Source organism: Marinobacterium weihaiense (assembly GCF_019061305.1).
GTDB lineage: Bacteria > Pseudomonadota > Gammaproteobacteria > Pseudomonadales > Balneatricaceae > Marinobacterium > Marinobacterium weihaiense.
The window spans coordinates 1-16,685 of the sequence record NZ_JAHQZT010000032.1 but is presented as its reverse complement, the minus strand read 5'-3'; the positions used below and the strand labels follow the sequence as shown (position 1 = coordinate 16,685).

Here is a 16,685-nt window from a genome sequence, read left to right as displayed (position 1 = left end):
AGAACCGTATTAATATAGAGACACTCTAGCGAACGCCACGGATGGCTGTTTCTTCGCACCCTGCCTCTTCTCTGCTGCTTCGACGCGCATCCTCCATTTCATGTTCCAGCTCCTGGGCCACGGCAGCGGCTGCCCGGGTATAAGGCGCCAGCAGGTTATACAGCACCGGAATGATGAACAGTGTCAGCACCGAGGCGAAGGTCAGTCCGCCCAGAATCACCACCCCGATCGACATGCGACTTTCCGCCCCTGCACCGGTGGCCAGCACCAGCGGCATGGCCCCGAACAGGGTGGAGACTGTGGTCATGAGCACTGGCCGGAAACGCAGCACCGCCCCTTCCAGGATCGCCTCGGCCACCGTCTTGCCCTGGTCGCGCAGCTGATTGGCAAACTCCACGATCAGGATTCCGTTCTTGGCCATCAGCCCCAGTAGCATTATGATGCCGATCTGGCTGTACAGATTGAGACTGATTCCGGCCAGCCAGAGCGCCAGCAGCGCCCCGGTGACCGCCAGCGGCACCGTCAGCATGATGATCAGCGGGTGAATCCAGCTTTCGAACTGGGCCGCCAGCACCAGGAAGACAATCACGAACGCCAGGGCAAAGGTCAGGTAGATGGCATTGGAGGCGTCCTGGAATTCGCGGCTCTCGCCCTGATAACTGACCCGCGCCTCGGCCGGCAGGTGGTCGCGCGCCAGACCATTGAGGTATTCCAGGGCCGTACCCAGGTCATACCCCGGCGCCAGCGAACCGCTGATCACCACCGCCGGCAAACGATCGATGCGACGCAGATCCGGGTTGGCCCCCACTTCGGTCACGTCTACCAATGCCTGTAGCGGAATCAGATCGCCTCCGGCCCGGGGGCGCAGATAGATTTCGCCCAGATCAGACGGACTGGCACGGCTGCGATCCTCCGCCTGCACGATCACGTCATACTCTCGGCCCCGATCCAGATAGGTCGTCACCTGCCGCGAGGCCAGCACGGTCTGCAGTGTCAGCCCCACGTCCTCGACGGTGATATCCAGGTCTGCGGCACGCTGGCGATCGATATTGACCCTCAGCTCCGGTCGCGTCAGCTCAAAGTCGGTTTCCAGATTGCGCAGGTTGGGATTTTCCCGGGCGCGCTGCACGATCTCCTCGCTCCAGCGTTGCACGCTATCGTAGTCGGGTCCACCGATCACGAAGGAGATGGGCTGCCGGAAACCGCTCTGCCCCAGCCCCGGCGGATTAACCGGAATGGAGCGTACACCGGGCACTTCGGCCAGCTTGGGGAACAGCTCGGCGGCGATGGTCTGCTGCTTGATGTCGCGCTGATCCCAGTGCGTCAGACCGAAAATGATGAAGGCGTTGTCCGCCTCGCCGCGAAAGCCGACGATGCCCAGCAGACGCTCGGCCACCCCGGACTCCACATAGGGCAGCAGCCGCTCCTCGATCTGGCGCACATGGTGCTCGGTGTAGTCGGCCGTCGAACCCCGCGGCGCCTTGGTGGGCATGATGATGACGCCACGGTCTTCCGTGGGCGCCAGCTCCTGGGGCAGCCGAGGAAAGATCGCCACCGCCAGCAGCAAGGCGGCACCGCCCAGCCCCAGCACCAGTCCCGGCCGTGCCAGCGCCGCCACTAACCCGCACTCGTACCCCCGGCTCAGCCCGTTCAAGGCGGACTCCAACCAGCGTCCGGCCACCGGCCCTTCGCCTTCGGCCGGGCTCGGCCTCAGCCATTTGGAGCCCAGCATGGGCGCCAGGGTCAGCGCGACCAGGCTCGACACCACCACGGCGGTCGCCAGGGTAAAGCCGAACTCGCCGAACAGCCGGCCCACGTTACCGCCCATGAAGGAGATGGGCACGAACACCGCCACCAGCGTCAGCGTGGTCGCCACGATAGCAAAAGCCACCTGACGCGCGCCCAAAAACGCCGCCAATAGCGGCTTTTCACCGCCATCAATGCGGCGCTGAATATTCTCCAGCATGACGATGGCATCATCCACCACCAGGCCGATGGCCAGGATAATCGCCAGCAGCGTGAGCACGTTGACCGAAAAGCCGAAGAACCCCAGGCCGATAAAGGCACCAATCACCGAGACCGGAATGGTCACCGCCGGAATCAGCGTGGCCCGCCAGGAACGCAGAAACAGGAAAATTACCAGAATCACCAGCGTCACGGCGATCGCCAGCGTGATCAGCACCTCTTCAATCGAGGCGCGAATGAACACCGACTGGTCATAGCTGCGCTTGATCTCCACTTCCGCCGGCAGCGTTGCACGAATCTGCTCCATCTCCGCCTGGACGCGATCAGACACCGCCACGGTATTGGCCTTGGACTGGCGAATAATGCCCAGGCCAATGGCGGTTTTGCCGTTGGCCCGCAGACGGCTGACGTCCGATTCCACCCCCAACTTTACCTCGGCCACCTCGCCCAGACGCAGCAGGGCATTGTCGTCCCGGCGTACCACCAATTGGCGGAAAGCCTCTACCGTATTCAGCCGCCCCTCGGTGCGTACGGTAAAGTCGCGGCTCACCGACTCGATAGAGCCGCCGGGCAGCTCGATATTATTGGCCCGCAGCGCCCGTTCCACTTCGGCTACGGTGAGATCACGCGCCGCCAGTTTTTCGGGGTCGAGCCAGACGCGCATGGCATAGCGGCGCTCGCCCCCGATATAGACATCAGCCACGCCGTCCACCACCGACAGGCGATCGGACAGCACCCGCTCGGCAAAGTCGCTGAGCTGGGCGGCATCCCAGGTATCGGACCTGAGCGTCAGCCACATCATCGGCCGCGCATCCGAGTTGGCCTTGCGCACCACCGGCGGATCAGCTTCCTGGGGCAGGCGGTTGAGCACCCGCGACACCGCATCACGCACATCGTTGGCGGCAATATCCACATCCCGGCTGGTATTGAATTCGATGGTGGTGCGCGATTCACCCTGCTCGGTGCTGGATTCGATGGAACGAATCCCTTCGATGCCGCTGATGGAGTCCTCGATCACCTGAGTGATCTGGGTATCCACTACTTCGGCAGCAGCACCGGTGTAATCGGTGGAGATGGACACCACCGGCGGATCGATATCGGGATATTCGCGAATCGGCAGCCCCAGCAGCGCGGCCAGGCCGAACACCAGGATCAACAGGCTGAGTACCGTGGCCAGCACCGGGCGCTTGATGGAGATATCGGACAAGACCATCAGCCCGCCTCCGTGCCGGTGAGACGATTGGGCGGAATGGCGTTGTCACGCCCTTCCAGAATGCGTAAGGCATCGCCACTGGACAGGCGATCCTGTGCGGTCACGATCACCTGTTCATCAGCGGTTAGGCCGGAGCGAATTTCAACCCAGCCCGGCTTGCGTGCCCCCAGTGCCACTCGGCGCCGTTGCGCCTTGCCTTCATCACCCACCACAAACAAGTACTGCTCGTCACCGCGCAGCAGCACCGCCTGCTCGGGCACGACCAGAGCCTCACGGGCACGCAATACCAGCTGCACCGACATGAACTGGCCAGATCGCAACAGCCGCTGCGGGTTGTCGATCAGGGCCTTAACCTTCAGGCTGCGGCTGAGCGGGTCGACACGGGTATCCAGCTCGGACAGGGTGCCGATAAAGGACCGGTCCGGCCAGGCCGCACTGTCGGCCTGCAGACTTAACCCCGGCTTGAGCTGCCCCAGATAACGCTCGGGAATGGCAAAGCGCAGCTCCATGGGATCGACCGCATCCAGCGTGGTCAGGGTATCGCCGCTTTCCACATAGGCCCCGGCGCTGAGCTCACGCAGGCCGACCACACCGGCAAAGGGTGCCTCGATGCGATGATTGTCCAGCCGCACCGCCGCCGCATTGCGTTCCGCGACCGCCACATCCACGGCCGTGCGCAACTCGTCTACCCGTGACTGGGCAATGCTGTTGCTGCCGCGCAGTTGCTGCGCGCGACGCAGCTGGCGCCGGGCATCGTCCAGACGCGCCTCGGCCACCTGCAGATCGGCACGGGCCTGGCGATCATCCAGCTGCACCAGCAGATCGCCACGGCTCACCTCCTGACCGGTACGGAACGCCAGCGTCACCACACGGCCACTGACTTCGCTGCTGACCGTGATCGCCTCGCGCGCGCGCAGGGTACCGACCGCACGAATACGATCCTCCACTGCTTGATGTTCCGGCATCACCACATGCACCGATTGCACCCGTGGTGCGCGCGTCTGAGCATCGCCCGAGGGCGGTGTCAGGTATTGCCAGCCCAGCAGCAGCAATGCCGCCAGCACAACAACACTCAGTCCCGTTAACCAATGCTTCACTTTGCTTCTCCTTGTGTTGCAATCGTTGGAGTGCTTGGTGGATCATACGCACGCTATCGTCATTCGTACCTGATTACACCGCTATACTAGTCTGGTTTCATCGTCTGTTCAGCCGAACGACAGCACTATTCAGCCTCATTGTGCCGCGCATAACACGCCCCCTTTCCGTGGATGCATTCCGGTCGGAATACTGCGCTATGGAGATATTGTGATGTATACACGCCTTACTTCGGGTCTGCGTCTTATGACCCTGCTGCTGCTGGCCACCTTGACCACCGCCTGCAGCCATGACCGTTACCTGTTTCTGGAACGCGCCCAGCTGGATAACCTTAACCAGCAGTTGAGCCAACAGCAAAGCCGGCTGGAAACACTGACCGCCGTCAGCCAACAGCAATTTGACAGCCTCAGCCGCAGCCAGCAGTTCCAGCGCCAAGAGCTGTTGAATGCCTTGCGTGACCAAAACGCCAAACTGGACAAGCTGTACCTACCGCCGCCCCGCCCGCTGCAGGCCACCACAACCAATACCGGGCCCGGTGCTCCAGGCCGCTACCAGGGCAAACTGGTGGTGGGCGAGGTCGAACGCTTGTACCTGGCCGTGCCCGGCATCACCTATAACGCACGCATCGACAGCGGTGCCACCACCTCGTCACTGCACGCCACCAATATTCAGCGATTCGAACGCGACGGTGAGGACTGGGTCCGCTTTGACATTCGTGATCCCGAATCCAATACGCCGGTGACCATTGAGCGCAAACTGGCACGCAATGCCAACATCATTCAAGCCAGCAGCGAGGATCCCGAGCGCCGCCCCGTGGTCGAGCTGCCCTTTGTCATCGGCAGCCATCGCCAAAGCGCCGAGTTCACCCTCAGTGATCGCAGCCAGCTCACCTACCCGGTGCTGATCGGCCGCAACGTACTGCGGGATGTCATGCTGATCGATGTCGGCCGTGAGTATGTCACCGAATTGCCGGATACCCTGACCCGCCCGGCCGCCACAGGAGACGACCAGTGATCCGCCACTCCAAGACCCCGTTTTATCTGGCGACGCTGCTGCTGATCGCCGCCGGCCTGGCGCTGGCCGTACTGCGCCACCTGCAGATGGGCGTGCCCTGGCTGCCCGGTGAACAGCAGCCGGTTTGGCTGGTCGAAGCCCGCATCGACTTCCAGGCCTGGGGTGAGCCGGTCAGCGTCAACCTCAACATCCCCGACCAGCCGCCGGGCTTTTATACTCTGACCGAGCAGGCTGCCTCACCCGGTTACGGTTTTGCCATTACCGATCACCAGGGGGATCGCCGGGCCGAGTGGAACATCCGCGAAGCCATCGGCCCACAGACCCTCTATTTCAAGACCCGCCTGGTGCCGGATGAATACGCCCGCGAGCCCATGCCAACCGACACTTCCGTGAAACCATATGAAGTCTTTATGGAAGAGCCGGCCGCCACGGCCGCTCGCGGCCTGTTGCAGCAAGCCGAGGCCCGCTCCAGCGACGCCGCCAGCCTGACCCGCGAGCTGATTGCACTGCTCAACAGCGCTACACCGGACCAGAATACCCGCCTGCTGCTCAGTGACGGCACGCTGGCGCCAACCCTGTACAAGCTGCTCAACTTTGCCGGTATTCCCGCACGCCTGGCCGATGGCCTGCAACTGGAAGACGCCCGCCGCCAGCAGACCCTGCAGCCCTGGCTACAGATTCATGACGGCCAGCGCTGGCTGACCTTCAACCCCCGTACCGGTGTTCAGGGTGTGCCCGAAGATGTCCTGCTGTGGCGCCAGGCGGAAGGCTCATTGCTGGACGTGACCGGGGGCACCGCGTCCACCGTGCGCTTTTCCATGCTGCGCCAGACCGTGCCAGCCCTGCAGATCGTGCGTGCCGAGGCCAACGAGCGCGCCTTCGGTTCCCTCAGTCTGTACCAGCTGCCAGTGGAGCAACAGGGCATGTTCCGCATGCTGTTACTGCTGCCCTTCGGCGCACTGGTGGTTTGCGTGATGCGCATTCTGGTCGGCATCAAGACCTCCGGCACCTTCATGCCGGTGCTGATCGCCGTCGCCTTCGTGCAGACCTCGCTGCTGCCGGGCCTGGCCGCCTTCCTCAGCGTCGTCACCCTGGGCCTGCTGATGCGTGGCTACCTGTCCAGCCTGAACCTGCTGCTGGTTTCCCGTATCTCGGCCCTGATCATCCTGGTCCTGTTCATCACCGCCGGCATCAGCATCATCGGCTACCAGATGGGCTTCAGCACCGGCATGACCGTGACTTTTTTCCCGATGGTGATTCTGGCCTGGACCATCGAGCGCATGTCGATTCTATGGGAGGAAGAAGGCGCCCATGAGGTATTGATTCAAGGCGCCGGCAGCCTGATCGTCGCCACCCTCGCCTACCTGGTGATGCGCGCACCGCTGGCTGAACACATCAGTTTCAACTTCCCGGAACTGCACTTGGTGGTATTGGGTCTGATTCTGTTGCTGGGTCAGTACACCGGCTACAAGCTGACCGAGCTGCGCCGCTTTGCGCCGATGAAGAGGTATCAGTGATGCTTGACTGGATTCGTCCCCGTGCGCTGAACCAGCTGGGCATGCTCAGCATGAACAAGCGCAACATCGATTATATCGCCCGCTACAACGACCGTCGCGCCTACCCGCTGGTGGACAACAAGCTGCAGACCAAACTAGTGGTGGATGAGTATGAGGTCGCCAGCCCCGAACTGTTGCAGGTGGTCAGCGAACAGCACGAGATCGGCCACTTTCGCGAACGCGTGGCCGCGCTGGACGGCTTTGCCATCAAGCCCGCCAAGGGCTCCGGTGGCAAGGGGATTCTGGTGATTACCGGTCGCGAGGGCGATGATTTCGTCAAGCCCTCCGGGGCCCGTGTCAGCCTGGCCGATATCGAGCGCCACCTGTCCAACATCCTCGCCGGCCTGTATTCGCTGGGGGGCTCGCCGGACGTGGCCGTCATCGAGGCACTGGTACGCTGCGATCCGCGCCTGGCCCGTTACTCGCACGAGGGCGTACCGGACATCCGCATCGTGGTATTCAAGGGTTACCCGGTAATGGCGATGCTGCGTCTGGCCACACACGCCTCCGACGGCAAGGCCAACCTGCACCAGGGTGCCGTGGGCGTGGGGTTGAACCTGGCTAACGGCCAGGCACTGAACGCCGTGCAGTTTGACCGCCCCATCGAACAGCACCCGGATAACGGCCTCAACCTGGCCGACATCCGCATCGACAACTGGCATTACCTGCTCAACATGTCCAGCCGCTGCTATGAAGCCACCGGGCTGGGGTACATGGGCGTGGATCTGGTGGTAGACGAGACGCGCGGCCCCCTGCTGCTGGAGCTAAACGCCCGACCGGGGCTGGCGATTCAGATCGCCAACGGCCAGGGGCTACTGCCGCGACTGAAAGCCATCGAGGGCCTCAAGCGCCCGCACCTGACCCCGGAAGAACGCGTCCACTGGGCCATGACCCAGGCCGGTGCCGACCATATTTCGGCCCCGCAGCGCAGCCTGCCGGAACTGGAACCCGCCTTTCAGGCCTGAACGGCCGGGTGGCGCCCTACAGCAGGCGCGCCACCCGACTGACCAGCAGCACGCCCAGGACCGACAGGCAGCCGGTAGCCATCCAGGTCAACTCCCAGCCGCCGGCCCAGACCGCCAGCGCCCCGATCAGCGGTGGCGTCACGAACTGCCCCAGCGCCGACAGCTGCAGCATCCAGCCCACCGCCGTCGATACCACCGAACTGTCCGGTGCCAGCCGCACTGCCAGCGAAAACAGCACCCCCGGAATCACGCCGCTGACCGACGAGAACACCAGCACCGCCAGGTAACGCAGCCAGGGCAGCTCCGCCGTGAGGCCGGAAAAGGCGGTCCAGGTGGTCAGGCTCATCACCGCGAACCCGGCATACAACAGCTGGCGCGCGCCCACACCGGCATGCAGCAGACGGCCAGAGGCCACGTTGCCAACCACGTTGGCAACGGCGGCAACGGCGGTCAGCACGCCCACCACCGCACCTTCCAGCCCCGCCTGGGTATAAATCGACGGCAGAAAGCCGATTACCGACAGCCACTGCCCCGAGTAGGTGGCAAAAATCAGCGCCACCAGCCAGGGCCCCGGACTGCTCAGGGTCAGCTTGAGCCGCCCCAGCAACGCGCGCAGGCCGGACAGGGGCGAGCCCGTGCGCGGGTTGGTGTCACGCACATCACCCGGCACCACCAGACGGACCCACACCAGCATGCCCAGGGTCAAAGCCGCGATCAGCCACCACCAGCCCTGCCAGCCCAGCTGCTGCATCAGCCAGGGCCCGGCCAACAGGCCGGTGCCGGTACCAAAGCCCATGTAGCAGCCCCACCAGCCCAGCCGCAGGCTGAGTTTTTCCGGGGCCACCAGTTGCCGGATCAGGCCCGGCCCGGACAGGGTCACCAGCAGGAAGCCGAGTCCCTCGAAACCGCGCAGCAACAGCAGTTCGGTGGCCGATCCGGCAAAGCCGCCCAACAGGCTGGTCAGTGTCAGGATGCCCAGCCCGGTCAGGATGCTGCGCCGCAGCCCGGCACTGTCGGCCAGCACCCCGATCAGGGCACCGGCGATCATGCCGGCCAACTGCACCAGCGACAGCAGGAACCCCGCCTGTACCAGGCTCACGCCCAGCTCGGTCTGCAACACCGGAATGGCCGGTGGCAGCTTGCCGATATGCAGCGCGGCCGTAATCCCGGCCAGCATCACCACCACTTCGGGCCCGAGCCCGCGACCGCTGGAGGTTGTCATCCTCTGATCTCCCTGTGCATAAAAGCGTCCGATTGTACGCCTGCGCAAGGCGGGCGCCCAGACGATTGCACGGAGTGAACCCGGCGCTAGGCGCCGACATCCCCCACCGGTACCAGTGGGCCGGCCGGCGCGATCGCCTGCCCCTGGATATTCACCTCGGCCACCAGACGGTCATCGCCCAGCAGGATCAGCAGCCCCAGCAACTCGTCCAGTGAACCGGCCCGGGCCGTGCGTTCGGCCAGCTCCGGTGTCGCTTCCAGATCCAGCACCAGAAAATCCGCCTCATGGCCCGGCGCAAAACAACCGATGCAATCCTCCAGCTGCAGGGCCCGCGCACCGCCCAGCGTGGCCAGATACAGCGCCTGCACCGCACTCAGGGGCTCGCCCTGCAGCTGCTGCACCCGCATCGCATCCGCCAGTGTTTTCAATACCGAGCAACTGGGCCCTGCGCCTATATCCGTACCTACCGACAGCAGCACACCGACGCGCTGCAGCGCCCGCAACGGCATCAGTCCCGAGCCCAGCAGCAGGTTGGAAGACGGGCAATGCGCCACGGATACGCCGCTCTGTCCCAGAGTACGTTGTTCATCCGGAGTCAGGTGAATGGCATGGGCCAGCATCGAGCGCGGACGCAGAAAACCGTGGTCGGCATACAGATCGACATAGCTCGGATAGCGCGGAAACAGCTGCCGGACCCGTTCACACTCCTCGATGGTTTCGGCCAGATGAGTCTGCAGATACAGGCTGGGGTACTGCTGTAGCCAGTCCCGGCAGCAGGCCAGCAGGGCCTCCGAACAGGCCGGCGCAAACCGCGGCGTGAGTGCATAGGCCAGCCGGTCACGGCCATGCCAGCGCTGAATCAGGCGTTCGGTGGTCAGCTGCGCCTGCTCCACCGACTCCCGCAGGGACTCGGGCACCAGTCGGTCCTGCAACAGCTTGCCAGCAATCAGCCGCAGCCCCAAATGCTGGGCATACTGAAACAGGGCATCGGCACTTTCAGGCTGTACCCCGGCAAACACCATGGCCGTAGTGGTGCCATTGCGCAGCATTTCGGCAATGAAGCGATGCGCCAATACTTCGGACATGCCCGGCTGATCCAGTGACTGCTCGGCCGGAAAGGCCCGCTGCTGCAGCCACGCGAACAGACTGCCCGCCGGGTAGGCCGCGATGCCGATTTGAGGGTAATGGGTGTGGGTATCGATCAGTCCCGGAATCAACAGGCAGCCGCGCCGGTCTTCCACCGTCTGCTCCGGCGGTAACTGCCCCTGCAGCGCCGCGGGTGTGCCCACGCCTTGTATCCGGCCGTCGCGCAACCACAGCAGGCCATCGTCCAGATAACGCACGGCGGCTTCACCGCCCCGTGCCGGGTCGTCCCGGTAGTCAAGTATGGCGCCGCGTATCACGCGGCTGCTGACAGCCTCCATCACCCCCTCCCGAGCCCTGCCCGTTGTTATGCCTGCTTTAAACATAACAGAGCCTTTCTCGACGTGCCCAGGCGGCATGAACCAAATCGATACGGCTGCGTAACAATAGAAAAACTCAGGAGTGTGTCATGAAGCGTCTCGTGTCGGCCCTTTGCGGCCTGTTGATCAGTCAATCCGCCGTGGCCGTCGAGCCCGATACCCGCGCCCTGCTCGACCATCAGCTGAAACGCCTGCACAACAGTGAGATCGTCGATCTGAAGGCACGCTACAGCGGTCAGCCCATGCTGGTGATCAACACCGCCAGTCACTGCGGCTTCACGCCCCAGTTCGAAGGTCTGGAAAGCCTGCACCAGGCTTACAAGGACCAGGGCTTGAAGGTGGTCGGCTTCCCGTCCAACGACTTCATGCAGGAAGCCAAGGACGAAGCCAAGATTGCCAGGGTCTGCCGATACAACTTCGGCGTCACCTTCGACATGTTCAGCCCCATCTCGGTACGCGGCGGCAGTGCCCATCCCATCTTTCGCGAGATCGCGCGTCAGAGCGGCAAGGCCCCGCGCTGGAACTTTTACAAGTACGTGATCGACCGTGACGGCCGGGTCACTGCCGCGTTTTCCAGCATGACCGCGCCGGATAACAAGGAGCTGATTGCCGCCATCGAGCAGGTGCTGTAACGCTCAGCCGGTACCGAGCGTGACCCGACCGTCGCGACCCAGGGCATAGGTTTCGAAATCCTCGGCCAGATACACCTGACCGGTGTAATGTGCCTGCGCTTCCTGACGCAAGGCTTCCACGCTCAGATCGCGCGGCCGCTTCGGATACAGCAGGTAGCGCGGACTGAAGTGGGTCAGCAGCAGTGCCGGCACGCCGGCCGCCTCGGCAAACCGCGCCACGCGCTCGGCACTGCTGTGCTGCGGCCCAGGTCCCACCTGCTGAAGTACGGTTTCGGTATAGGTGGCTTCATGGATCAACAACTGTGTCCCGCGACAGGCCTCGGTCAAACGATCAGGTTGATCATTGTCGCCCCCCACCACAACAGCCCGCGCCACATGTGCGGCAATCCAGTAATCCTGCCCGTTCAGCTGCCGACCATCCGCCAACGTAACCGACTCACCCTGCTGCAGACGCCCGTACAGCGGTGACGGCGGCACGCCTTCGGATGCCAGCCGAGCCGTATCCAGCTTCACCGGCACCCGGGCTTCCTGCAACCGGTAGGCCCAGCATTCGGTACGGTGGCTCAGGGCGGTCGCCCCGATGTTGAACCCGCCCCGCGTCAGCGCCAGCGAGGCAGACGCCTCGACAAACTCCAGCGGATACTCGATCCGCATCTCGGTATGCCTGATCACCGCCTGCAAGTAGTCCCAGACCGCCCGCGGCCCCACCAGCGTCAGCGGCTCGGTACGCCCGTTCAGCTGACAGGACGCCAACAGCCCAGGCAGCCCATAACAGTGATCGCCATGTACATGGGTAATCAGAACGGCCCGCAGCTTCAGCGGCGATAAACGGGTACGCAGCAGTTGATGTTGAGTGGCCTCGCCACAGTCTACCAGCACCCAATCGCGTCCGTGCTCGGGTTGTATGGCCAGCGCGGAGACATTGCGCTGCCGTGTCGGGGCACCGGACGAGGTACCCAAAAAGGTCAGGTTCATGCCTGCATGATACCCCCGGCGCGCCATCGGCAGAAGCCGACCGGCTAACGTGGTTTGTACTGCCCCGGCGCGTAGCCACGGCTGACACCAGGATGGCGCAACCGGGCATGCTTGGTGGCACGCCCGCTCACCCGTTTGCGCCATAGGCGAAAACTGGACGGCTTGAGCGAGCGCTGCATCAACTTGATAACCTCGGGCTCGGCCAGGCCGTAGCCGTGCTCAATGGCTTCAAAGGGCGTGCGGTCTTCCCAGGCCATTTCAATGATCCGGGAGTGGTCTTCGGGGGATAGGGGCATGGTGGTTATTTATAGTATTAATTCTAAAATGTCTTCTACGACCCAGCAGGTATCCAAGATCATTGTTCTAACCTTATGAGGCTCCGCGTGTATAGCTGACTATCCCAAGGCCTGAAACACAAGAGATCATGCCTTACACACCCGCACAGGGTGCAGCGGCTCCCGCGCCTTCTTCTGGTTGCTGTCCACATAGTTTCGATCCACGCACCCGCGTGGGGTGCGACCCAGCGCGCCCAGTCAGCCGGCATCGCGCCAGCAGTTTCTATCCACGCACCCGCGTGGGGTGCGACAACCGCAAAGTGAGCGCCCTGGTCATGCTGTTCCTGTTTCTATCCACGCACCCGCGTGGGGTGCGACACAATCCCCGCAATCCAAGCGGGCGGGCGTTTTCTCGTTTCTATCCACGCACCCGCGTGGGGTGCGACAGCCGCTCCCACTCTGCGATACGTGCGATCTGATCTGGTTTCTATCCACGCACCCGCGTGGGGTGCGACCAGTCTGGCAGCGGTTGTTTTTCCTGGCACTGCTTGTTTCTATCCACGCACCCGCGTGGGGTGCGACCAGGGTGCTGAATATCCACCCGCTCTTGCTTCATGTTTCTATCCACGCACCCGCGTGGGGTGCGACCGCCAGCGCGATGCCGGTCAGGGTCGGGTTAATCGGTTTCTATCCACGCACCCGCGTGGGGTGCGACGCGGCTCAAGCCCGAGAGCGTAGGCTTATTCGCGTTTCTATCCACGCACCCGCGTGGGGTGCGACCGCTGGGCTCTTTTGGATTGGGCGTTGGGGCGGGAGTTTCTATCCACGCACCCGCGTGGGGTGCGACTGGCGGTTTCAGCACGGGTGTTATCGTTGACGGATGTTTCTATCCACGCACCCGCGTGGGGTGCGACATGAGTCTGACAGATCCACCAGCGGGCAGCTGGAGTTTCTATCCACGCACCCGCGTGGGGTGCGACAGATGCGGAGCTTGCCATCAACAACCCGCGTAATGTTTCTATCCACGCACCCGCGTGGGGTGCGACTATTTTGCTCGAGCTCGGCGGTCGAGCCAGAGGCGGTTTCTATCCACGCACCCGCGTGGGGTGCGACGCTGGAACTGCCGGCAGACCTTGAATGGCAGGATGTTTCTATCCACGCACCCGCGTGGGGTGCGACCGGGACTCATGGGGCTGGACCATCAACGCCAACATGTTTCTATCCACGCACCCGCGTGGGGTGCGACCGTCGCTGCCGTCCGGGAACTCGATGAACTCATCGTTTCTATCCACGCACCCGCGTGGGGTGCGACTCGGAAGGTGAGTGGTATCGGATGTCCGACGATGGTTTCTATCCACGCACCCGCGTGGGGTGCGACCACTGCGCCGGAATTAACACTAGAACAACGCCGCGTTTCTATCCACGCACCCGCGTGGGGTGCGACTGGCGGTTGCGGCCGTATCTCTCGACCAAAAACGTGTTTCTATCCACGCACCCGCGTGGGGTGCGACAAAAGCTTTGGATGACATCAAGCAGGCCTATGCCGTTTCTATCCACGCACCCGCGTGGGGTGCGACGGGCGGTTTTTAGCTAGTGTGGTATGATTGAGCCATGTTTCTATCCACGCACCCGCGTGGGGTGCGACACGCGCACCTGGCTCAGAGCTGTGGATCATATGGTTTCTATCCACGCACCCGCGTGGGGTGCGACCTGAGGATGGGTTGCCGCCGGTTGGATCAGTGGTAGTTTCTATCCACGCACCCGCGTGGGGTGCGACGTTACAGATAATTCTCAGTTGCTATACATTGCGGGTTTCTATCCACGCACCCGCGTGGGGTGCGACATTTTCCACGACCGGCAGTTGCGCGTCATCCAAGGCGTTTCTATCCACGCACCCGCGTGGGGTGCGACCCAGGGCATCGAATCTGCAAAAGCTGATTTTGCTGTTTCTATCCACGCACCCGCGTGGGGTGCGACCTGTCGCGGTATTGGTTGGGGAGGGTTTGGGTATGTTTCTATCCACGCACCCGCGTGGGGTGCGACGATTATGAAAGTATTAGTTGCATGCGAGTACAGCGGTTTCTATCCACGCACCCGCGTGGGGTGCGACTAAAGACGAGTTCAAGGTACCTGGCATTGAAGGCGTTTCTATCCACGCACCCGCGTGGGGTGCGACCCCGCATCAGCACACACCCCGGCAAGATTGTCGAGTTTCTATCCACGCACCCGCGTGGGGTGCGACCTGGATGGCCTGCCCGGGCAGTGTACGCCTGGCGTTTCTATCCACGCACCCGCGTGGGGTGCGACGTTATCAGGCGTACAAGCAACGCGCCCTTTTCCTGTTTCTATCCACGCACCCGCGTGGGGTGCGACGAGCGCGAGCAGCAGGCCAAGAAAGAGCTGCAAGAGTTTCTATCCACGCACCCGCGTGGGGTGCGACGCCTAACTGAAACGGCTGATCATATCGCCATCTGTGTTTCTATCCACGCACCCGCGTGGGGTGCGACACGGCTCGCGACACAGTGCAGATTACGTTCAACGTTTCTATCCACGCACCCGCGTGGGGTGCGACACTGATCGTCTACCCTGACGCCAGCGGCGCAAGCAGGTTTCTATCCACGCACCCGCGTGGGGTGCGACTGTCGAACTTGCCCAGGTCACGCTCGCCGTCTTTGGTTTCTATCCACGCACCCGCGTGGGGTGCGACAATATGGCCTCAGGATAGACGGACTCGTTAGGCGCGTTTCTATCCACGCACCCGCGTGGGGTGCGACTCGCATCGGACAGTGTAGCAATCCGACCCGCGGCGGTTTCTATCCACGCACCCGCGTGGGGTGCGACTGTCGCCTACAGCATAATCTTTGCCTGTAGCATTGTTTCTATCCACGCACCCGCGTGGGGTGCGACCAATGACGCCTATCTCTTGACCAAGCTTGCCACCGTTTCTATCCACGCACCCGCGTGGGGTGCGACCAAGGCGCTCTGCATAAGGTAGATTGTTGTGGATGTTTCTATCCACGCACCCGCGTGGGGTGCGACTCGACCAAACCGGCGTCAGCGCCAGCCTGGGCAACGTTTCTATCCACGCACCCGCGTGGGGTGCGACGACTTGATGTGCTACGCCGATGCCGCCGCTACGAAGTTTCTATCCACGCACCCGCGTGGGGTGCGACCAGCATGCGCGCCTCAATGCTGTAAACCTTTGTGTGTTTCTATCCACGCACCCGCGTGGGGTGCGACACCGAAGCTCTCGAACTGATCGAGCCACTTAGTCAGTTTCTATCCACGCACCCGCGTGGGGTGCGACATCCTGAAACTCTTTAGGCTGGCGCTTTAACCATGTTTCTATCCACGCACCCGCGTGGGGTGCGACATGCTGGCGCGTTCGCCCTCGATGCCGGGGATCTTGTTTCTATCCACGCACCCGCGTGGGGTGCGACATACCGGCTGCATAGTGTTTATGTCGAGTATCGTGTTTCTATCCACGCACCCGCGTGGGGTGCGACATCAGCCGCATCAGTCACGATAACCGGCTTGCCGAGTTTCTATCCACGCACCCGCGTGGGGTGCGACGGAGGCGGCTGTGCTGCATGACTGGCTGTACTCGGTTTCTATCCACGCACCCGCGTGGGGTGCGACGCCGTCATTCTTGGTGCCGATCAACTCCATCTTGCGTTTCTATCCACGCACCCGCGTGGGGTGCGACTCATTCATACCGCCGTACTCACTGATTGCAGGGTTGTTTCTATCCACGCACCCGCGTGGGGTGCGACTGGCGGTGATGACGCCTAATCGCATCTTAAACCACTGGTTTCTATCCACGCACCCGCGTGGGGTGCGACCTCCTCAGGCTGTGTTGTTGCTGCATTGAAAAACGGTTTCTATCCACGCACCCGCGTGGGGTGCGACAACTGCAAATGCTCGATCACTGAGGTGCTAGTAGACGTTTCTATCCACGCACCCGCGTGGGGTGCGACACTTCTGGCCTGTGACCTTTTCGGTGACGTCAACGGTTTCTATCCACGCACCCGCGTGGGGTGCGACGATCTACCGACTGCACCTGATAACCTGCCAACTCCATGTTTCTATCCACGCACCCGCGTGGGGTGCGACGTCTACAAGGCCATGATGCTGTACGCTGGGTATGAGTTTCTATCCACGCACCCGCGTGGGGTGCGACGTCCAACGCTCAAACACTACCGACGCTCAAGTTGTGTTTCTATCCACGCACCCGCGTGGGGTGCGACGTTTGACACGGCAGTTGAGTTAATCCTGAGGCACGTTTCTATCCACGCACCCGCGTGGGGTGC

10 protein-coding genes and 1 CRISPR repeat array are annotated in these 16,685 nt (G+C 62.7%); of the genes, 4 read left to right on the top strand and 6 right to left on the bottom strand.

The window, feature by feature from the left end:
- Positions 1–25: 25 nt before the first annotated feature.
- Both KTN04_RS15190 and KTN04_RS15185 read right to left on the bottom strand, forming a co-directional pair.
- A complete protein-coding gene (locus KTN04_RS15190) occupies positions 26–3,178 on the bottom strand; it encodes an efflux RND transporter permease subunit (protein ID WP_217336087.1) in 3,153 nt (1,050 codons plus the stop codon).
- Positions 3,178–4,275 carry an efflux RND transporter periplasmic adaptor subunit gene (locus KTN04_RS15185; RefSeq protein WP_217336086.1) on the bottom strand — a complete coding sequence of 366 codons (1,098 nt, stop codon included), beginning with the start codon at positions 4,273–4,275 and terminating at the stop codon, positions 3,178–3,180. The genes KTN04_RS15190 and KTN04_RS15185 overlap by 1 nt, the downstream gene beginning before the upstream one ends.
- Positions 4,276–4,486: 211 nt before the next feature.
- Between KTN04_RS15185 and KTN04_RS15180 the strand changes: the two genes are divergently transcribed.
- Genes KTN04_RS15180 through KTN04_RS15170 form a run of 3 tightly spaced genes read left to right on the top strand, consistent with a single transcriptional unit; the run spans position 4,487 to position 7,808 of the window.
- Positions 4,487–5,287 (top strand): ATP-dependent zinc protease family protein, encoded by an 801-nt coding sequence (locus KTN04_RS15180; RefSeq protein WP_217336085.1) that lies wholly within the window; start codon positions 4,487–4,489, stop codon positions 5,285–5,287.
- Positions 5,284–6,804, top strand: coding sequence for an inactive transglutaminase family protein (locus KTN04_RS15175; protein WP_217336084.1), 1,521 nt, complete (start codon positions 5,284–5,286; stop codon positions 6,802–6,804). Before KTN04_RS15180 ends, KTN04_RS15175 begins: the two co-directional genes overlap by 4 nt.
- On the top strand, positions 6,804–7,808 hold the full coding sequence (locus tag KTN04_RS15170; RefSeq protein ID WP_217336083.1) for an alpha-L-glutamate ligase-like protein: 1,005 nt from the start codon (positions 6,804–6,806) through the stop codon (positions 7,806–7,808). Before KTN04_RS15175 ends, KTN04_RS15170 begins: the two co-directional genes overlap by 1 nt.
- A 16-nt stretch (positions 7,809–7,824) precedes the next feature.
- Here the strand turns inward: KTN04_RS15170 and KTN04_RS15165 are convergent, their stop codons facing one another.
- Both KTN04_RS15165 and guaD read right to left on the bottom strand, forming a co-directional pair.
- The gene (locus KTN04_RS15165; protein ID WP_254262599.1) at positions 7,825–9,030 is read right to left on the bottom strand and encodes an MFS transporter; all 1,206 of its coding nucleotides are present in this window, start codon (positions 9,028–9,030) and stop codon (positions 7,825–7,827) included.
- An 86-nt stretch (positions 9,031–9,116) separates the two neighbouring features.
- Entirely contained in the window at positions 9,117–10,454 is a 1,338-nt protein-coding gene (gene guaD / locus KTN04_RS15160) for a guanine deaminase (protein ID WP_217336082.1), read from the bottom strand.
- A gap of 128 nt (positions 10,455–10,582) precedes the next feature.
- Between guaD and KTN04_RS15155 the strand changes: the two genes are divergently transcribed.
- Positions 10,583–11,125 (top strand): glutathione peroxidase, encoded by a 543-nt coding sequence (locus KTN04_RS15155; RefSeq protein ID WP_217336081.1) that lies wholly within the window; start codon positions 10,583–10,585, stop codon positions 11,123–11,125.
- A 3-nt stretch (positions 11,126–11,128) separates the two neighbouring features.
- On the opposite strand, the gene KTN04_RS15150 is transcribed toward KTN04_RS15155, so the two are convergent.
- The gene (locus KTN04_RS15150) at positions 11,129–12,100 is read right to left on the bottom strand and encodes a ribonuclease Z (protein ID WP_217336080.1); all 972 of its coding nucleotides are present in this window, start codon (positions 12,098–12,100) and stop codon (positions 11,129–11,131) included.
- Positions 12,101–12,144: 44 nt separating this feature from the next.
- Positions 12,145–12,396, bottom strand: coding sequence for a TIGR03643 family protein (locus tag KTN04_RS15145; RefSeq protein WP_217336079.1), 252 nt, complete (start codon positions 12,394–12,396; stop codon positions 12,145–12,147).
- 192 nt (positions 12,397–12,588) lie between these two features.
- Positions 12,589–16,622: direct repeats of the CRISPR family, unit length 32 nt; unit sequence GTTTCTATCCACGCACCCGCGTGGGGTGCGAC.
- Positions 16,623–16,685 lie beyond the last annotated feature (63 nt).